Annotated in this window: 5 protein-coding genes; all 5 read right to left on the bottom strand. The window is 75.9% G+C overall.

What is annotated here, in order from left to right:
• Window positions 1-90: 90 nt before the first annotated feature.
• The 5 genes from KJP73_RS10200 to KJP73_RS10180 all read right to left on the bottom strand — a co-directional run bounded on the left by KJP73_RS10200 (window position 91) and on the right by KJP73_RS10180 (window position 6,278).
• Window positions 91-1,881 carry a DUF4012 domain-containing protein gene (locus tag KJP73_RS10200; RefSeq protein WP_213282746.1) on the bottom strand — a complete coding sequence of 597 codons (1,791 nt, stop codon included), beginning with the start codon at window positions 1,879-1,881 and terminating at the stop codon, window positions 91-93.
• 104 nt (window positions 1,882-1,985) lie between these two features.
• Entirely contained in the window at window positions 1,986-3,311 is a 1,326-nt protein-coding gene (locus tag KJP73_RS10195) for an MFS transporter (RefSeq protein ID WP_213282745.1), read from the bottom strand.
• Window positions 3,312-3,321: 10 nt separating this feature from the next.
• Window positions 3,322-3,759 (bottom strand): MarR family winged helix-turn-helix transcriptional regulator, encoded by a 438-nt coding sequence (locus KJP73_RS10190; RefSeq protein WP_213282744.1) that lies wholly within the window; start codon window positions 3,757-3,759, stop codon window positions 3,322-3,324.
• Window positions 3,760-3,894: 135 nt separating this feature from the next.
• Window positions 3,895-4,830, bottom strand: a complete 936-nt coding sequence (locus KJP73_RS10185; RefSeq protein ID WP_213282743.1) for a hypothetical protein — start codon at window positions 4,828-4,830, stop codon at window positions 3,895-3,897.
• A 122-nt stretch (window positions 4,831-4,952) separates the two neighbouring features.
• Window positions 4,953-6,278, bottom strand: a complete 1,326-nt coding sequence (locus KJP73_RS10180; RefSeq protein ID WP_213282742.1) for a UDP-glucose dehydrogenase family protein — start codon at window positions 6,276-6,278, stop codon at window positions 4,953-4,955.
• Window positions 6,279-6,287 lie beyond the last annotated feature (9 nt).

Raw genomic sequence — 6,287 nt, 5'->3', positions numbered from 1 at the left:
CCGGACGGCGACGCAGGCGCGCACTGTCATCTCGACGGGCCGCGGGCGGCGGGCGGCGGCCTGCGGCCTGCGGCGCAGGGCGGCGGCGCCTCAGGGTGCGGGCGGGCACTCCCCCGTGACCACGCCCGGGCCCGTGAGGGTCGGCGTCGTCCACACGGTCAGCGCGCCGTCGGGGGCGGGCACGGTCACCGAGTACACCTCGGCGGTCGCGGGGGCGAGGCGCGACGTCAGCACCGCGACGTCCCGCCGCGCGGTGCTCGCGGTCTGCCCGCCGACCACCGCGTCGCCCCGCCGGACCTCTCCCAGGCGCCCGTCGCGTGCCGAGTAGAACGACACGTTCGTCGCGAGCCACCCGGCGGGCAGCCCGGACCCGCCGTCGCCGACCACCTGCGCCGGGAGCCCGGCGACGTCGCCCGGCGGGTGGTAGTCGAGCGTGACGTCCACCCGCGCCGCCGCCCGCGGCGTCCCGCACCCGGTCATCGTGATGGTCACCGTCGCCGTGAGGTCGTAGTCGAGCTTGCCGGCGGTGCCGTCGTCGAGGAACACGCCTACCGCCTGCCCCACGCTCCCGGTGGCCGTGGGGGCGTCGCCGCTCAGGAACGCCCCGCCCACCGACGACGCCGCGAGCCGGGCCTGCTCGTCGGGCCGCGCGGACCACAGGGCGACCCGGCGGGCGGCCACCGCGTCCGTCGCGACCGTCACCGCGGCACGCGCCGTCGCCGGGTCGGCGGCGGCGTCCCGCAGCACCGCGAACACCGACGTGGCGACCTGCGCGTAGAAGAGGTCGCCCGCGCGCGGGTCCCCGTAGGCCAGGTAGGCGTCGCGCAGCAGCGCCTGCAGCAGGTCGTCGCCGCCGAGCTCCTCGCCGTCGGCCTGCACCGTCCGCCCGGTCGTGGCGAGCAGGTCGGCGACGACCGTCGGGTCGGTGGCGAGCACCCCGTCGACCGGCTGCCCCGTCGAGGCGACCCAGAACGCCGACGCCAGCTCGGCCGCGCGCGGGTAGTCCGGCGTCTGGACCGTGTCCTGCACCCAGCGCCCGAGCCGGTCGCCGAACAGCGCGAGCTCGTCGTCGGTCAGCGGCAGGGCGCTCGCCGGCAGCTCGGGCAGGTCGGCTGTGCTGCGCTGCCCGACCAGCCCGACCGCCCCGTCCCGCGCCTGCAGCACGGCGACCGCCCCGACGATGCCGCCCTGCGCGCGCAGCTCCGCGGGGTTCAGCGACAGCAGCAGGTAGGTGCGCGGGCCGTCGGCGCCGAGCATCGACGGCAGGGCCGCGGCGAGGTCCGCCAGGGTGGCCCGGCTCCCCGCGGAGGCGTCGAGCGCGTCGCGCAGGTCCCGCACCGGGTCGGCGAGCGGGGCGGTGAGCCCGTCGGGGTCGATCGGCGCGAGGTCCGCGGCCAGGTCGTCGACGACCTCGGCGGCGCGGGCCGCAGCGGGAGCGGCCGCGGCCAGCGGCGCGACGTCGACCCAGCCGTCCGGGACCGTGCGCCCGGCGTCCGCGGCCCCTGCCGGCGCGGTGAGCGCATCCAGCGCGTCCAGGAGCTCCGGGGCCGCGTCGTGGGTGAGGTCGTCGGCTGCCGTCGCGACCGCCGACACGGCCGCGAGGTCGTCCCCCACGAACGGCAGGTGCTGCGCGACCCGCCACACCGGGTCGTCGGCGGCGTCGGAAACGCGGGCCGCGGCGTCCTGCAGGGCAGGCAGCCGCGCGCGGAGGGCCGCCACGTCGAGCGCCTCCGCCTCCGGGCGCGCGCCGTCGGCCGCGGCCTGGAGGTCCCGGGCGGCCCCGGCGGCCTGCACCACGCGGAACGTCAGCCACCCGCCGGCCAGCAGCACACCGCCGAGCAGCACCGCCACCGCGATGAGGAGCCGCCGTCGGATCGCCATCGTTCGATCGTCACATACCGGACAATTCGGACACGGGTCGAGGGGCGAAGTTCACCCGGCGCCGGTGGCGCCCCGAGCGTCCCGGCGGCGAGAGCGTCCGGCGGTCACAGCGCCGCGTCGGCCGCCTCGCGTGCCGCGACCTGGTCCACGCCGCTCCGGCGGGGGTTCGGCACGTCGGGGTGCAGCACCTCGAGGTGCGGGCGGGTGCGGACGCGGTAGCGGACCTGCACGTTCCAGTGCTTCCTGGCCCAGAGCGCCGCGAGCGTGGACACCAGCAGCGCCGTGATCGACCCGATGCCGATGGACCAGCGCGCGCCGAACGTCTCGCCGATCCAGCCGACGATCGGCGACCCGACCGGCGTCGCCCCGAGCATGACGATCATGTACAGCGACATGACGCGCCCGCGGACGGCGGGGTCGGTCGACATCTGGATGGTGGTGTTCGCGGCGGTCATCATCGTCAGCGACGCGAGGCCCACCGGGATGCACGCGATCGCGTAGGACGTGTACGTCGGCATCAGCGCCTGCACGCCCGTCGCCACCCCGAACGCGAACGCCGCACCGATCACCAGCCGCACCCGGGGCCGCTCGCGCCGGGCGGCCAGCAGCGCGCCCGCGAGCGACCCGATCGCCAGCACCGACCCGAGGATCCCGTACTCCCCCGCGCCCTTGCCGAACTCGGCCCGGGCCATCAGCGCGCTCGTCATCTGGAAGTTCAGCCCGAAGGTCGACACCACGCAGATCACGACCATGATGACGAGGATGTCGCTGCGGCCCCGGACGTACCGGACGCCCTCGCGGATCTGCCCCTTCGCGCGCGGTGCGACCGGCATCGGGCGCAGCTCCGAGGTCCGCATGAGCAGCAGCGCCAGGATCGTCGCCGCGAACGACACCCCGTTGATGACGAACACCCAGCCGGTACCCACCGCGGCGATCAGCAGGCCCGCCAGCCCGGGGCCGATCAGCCGCGCGGCGTTGAACGACGTGCTGTTCAGGCCCACCGCGTTGGACAGCCGGCCGGCGGGCACGAGCTCCGCGACGAACGTCTGCCGCACCGGCTGGTCGAGCGCCGCGACGGCGCCGAGCCCCAGCGCGAACAGGTACACGTGCCAGAGCTGCGCGTTCCCGGACAGGACCAGCACCCCGAGCCCGAACGCCAGCAGCCCCATCCCGCCCTGCGTGAGCATCAGCAGCTTGCGGCGGTTCACCCGGTCGGCGAGCACGCCCGCCCACGCGGACAGCAGCAGCGTCGGGAGGAACTGCAGCGCCGTCGTGATGCCGACCGCCAGGCCGGAGTCGTCGGACAGGACGGTCAGCACCAGCCAGTCCTGCGCGACGCGCTGCATCCAGGTGCCGATGTTGGCGACGAGCGCACCGCCGAACCACAGCCGGTAGTTCGGGTACGTCAGCGAGGCGAAGGTGGAGCTCATGCGGGCGGCCTCATCCTGCCGCGATCCGGCGCAGCAGCACGGCGGCCTGCGCGAGGGTCCGGCGTTCCTCGGGGGTGAGCGTGCGGAGCTGGTCGGCGAGCCAGGCGTCGCGGCGGCGGCGGGTCTCGCGGACCTCGGCCTCCCCCGCGCCCGTGAGGCTCACGACGACCTGCCGCCCGTCCGTCGGGTGCTCCGACTTCGCGACGAACCCGAGCCCGACCAGGGTGTTCACGGTGCGGGTCATCGACGGCGGCTGCACGTGCTCGGCCTCCGCGAGCGCCCCGGGGGTGAGGGGGCCCTCGCGGAGCAGGATCGCGAGCACGTTGAACTGCGGGTCCGGCAGGTCGGCGGCCCCGCGCCGGGACCGGATCCGCCGGGTCGACTTCGCCAGCGCGACGCGCAGCTCCCCGGCGAGCGCGAGGGGCCGGGCATCGGCGACGAGGGACATGTCCTTACCCTAACTCATTACCTACGCTAACGACACGCCCGGAGCCCGCTCCCCCGCCGTCCCGGCCGCCTCCCCCGCGGACGTCCGGCGCCGAGTGGGCAGTAGGTGCGCCCATCGGCGCCCGCATCGAGACATCTATTGCCCTCTCGACGAGCGCGATGCGACGCGGGACTGCGCGGTACGTGCCGCGGCGACCCACGAGATCCACCGGTCGTCGGCTCCCAGGACGTCACCGGCCGTGAGCGTGACCACGCGCCAGCCGGCCGCCTCGAGCGCCTGGCGGCGGGCGACGTCACGCTGCCACGTCCGCCGGTCGGTCCGGTGCACGTCGCCGTCGTACTCGATCGCGACGCGGAGCACCGGGTCCGAGAGGTCTGGCATCGCGATGAACCGCCCCTGCTCGTCGCGCACAGCGCGGTTCACCTCGCACCGGATCCCCGCCGAGTCGAGCGCCAGACGCGTCCGGGTCTCCATGACCGAGTCGGTCCCCGCCCCGCACGACGCGGCCGCCCCTCGCAGCAGCCGCACACCACGCGTCCCGGCGGGGAGCGTTGCGACCACCTGCGCGAGGCGTTCCGGCGTGGTCACCGGCCGCTTCCGGCGGCACAGTCCGTCCGCGAGCACCACGAGCTCGGTGTGTGCCAGCCGGTCCGCGGTGCGCGTCCAGGCGAGCTCCGGTCGGAGCACGGGCAGCCCGCGTAGGTGCAGGAGCGGAACGGCGCCCGGGATCCGGTGGGTGACGACTCCGCGGATCCTCGGACGCGTCGCGGTCGTGCTCACCTCGACGTGCAGCCTGTCGTCGTCCTTCAGGCTCCAGGGCGGCTCGACGCCGACCAGTGCCAGGGCCGTCACGTGCGTGAAGCGGGCCCCGGGCGGGAGCAGGGGCAGCAGCGCCCGGCACCTGCCCTCCAGATCGGCGGCCGGTGGTCCGGCCACGCGCACGCCCCGGTGCGGCGCGGCCAGGTCGGAGGAACGCATCCGGCCCGCGGTCAGTCCGAGCGCCGCGCCGTCGGCCGTGCGGAACGCCCGGTGGACGAGCGGCTGAGGCACGGGCGCGGGCCGGGTCGACATGCCGCACGGTCGCACCCGCGCGCCGCCGGACGCCCCCGCACCACCCGCTCCCTGTGGACGCCACACGGCCCCGGTCCCTGTGGACGCCTCGCCGACTCGCCACTCGCGCGGGCGGGGCCGGGTCAGGGGCGGCCCAGGGCGCGGTACGTCCAGCCCGCGGCGCGCCAGCGCGGCGGGTCCAGGACGTTGCGGCCGTCGAGGATCCGGCGCTCCCGGACCAGGCCCGCCAGGGCGTGCGGGTCCAGGTCGCGGTACTCGGCCCACTCGGTCGCCAGGAGCACGACGTCCGCGCCCTCGACGGCCTCCTCGACGGTCGGCGTGAACACGAGGCCCGGCCACGCCGCGCGGGCGTTGTCGACGGCCCGGGGGTCGGTGACCCGGACCTGGGCGCCCTGCAGCTGCATCTGGCCGGCGACCGACAGGGCGGGCGAGTCCCGCACGTCGTCGGAGTCGGGCTTGAACGCGGCACCCAGCACCGCGACGTTCCGCCCGACGATCGACCCGTGGCACACCTCGCGGGCCAGGTCGACCATCCGGACGCGCCGCCGCATGTTGATCGCGTCGACCTCCCGCAGGAACGTGAGCGCCTCGTCGACGCCGAGCTCCCCGGCGCGGGCCATGAACGCGCGGATGTCCTTGGGCAGGCAGCCGCCGCCGAAGCCCAGGCCGGCGTTGAGGAATCGGCGCCCGATCCGGTCGTCGTAGCCGATGGCGTCCGCGAGGCCGGTGACGTCGGCACCGGTCGCCTCGCAGAGCTCGGCCATCGCGTTGATGAAGGAGATCTTGGTCGCCAGGAACGAGTTCGCGGCGACCTTGACGAGCTGCGCTGTGGCGTAGTCGGTGACGACCAGCGGCGTGCCCTCGGCGAGCGCAGCCGCGTAGACCTCGTCGAGCACCGCCCGCGCGGCCGCACCGGCCTCGGTGGGCACCCCGCCCGGGTCCGTCGGCAGGCCGTAGACGAGCCGGTCGGGGTGCAGCGTGTCGTGCACGGCGAAGCCCTCGCGCAGGAACTCCGGGTTCCACACGAGGGTCGCGCCGGTGGGCGCCAGCCGCTCGGCCAGCGACTCGGCGGTGCCCACCGGGACGGTGGACTTCCCCACCACCAGGTCACCGGGCCGGACGTGCGGCAGCAGCGCGGCGAACGCGTCCTCGACGTAGGTCAGGTCCGCCCGGAGCTCGCCGTGCCGCTGCGGGGTGCCGACGCACAGGAAGTGCACCCGTGCGCCGGCGGCCTCCGCGGGGTCGGTGGTGAAGGTCAGCCGTCCCGCGTCCCGCACCGAGGTGAGCAGCTCGGGCAGCCCCGGCTCGTAGAACGGGGCCGTCCCGGCGGCGAGCTTCTCGACCTTGGCCTTGTCGACGTCGACGCCCACGACGGTGTGCCCGAGCTCCGCCATGCTCGCCGCGTGCACCGCGCCGAGGTAGCCGCAGCCGATGACCGAGACGCGCATGGGTCCTCC

The sequence above is a fragment of the Cellulomonas hominis genome (assembly GCF_901521055.1).
In the GTDB taxonomy this organism is placed as follows: domain Bacteria; phylum Actinomycetota; class Actinomycetes; order Actinomycetales; family Cellulomonadaceae; genus Cellulomonas; species Cellulomonas endometrii.
Note: the sequence above shows the minus strand (reverse complement) of the source record. Positions and strands in the feature narration are given on the sequence as shown.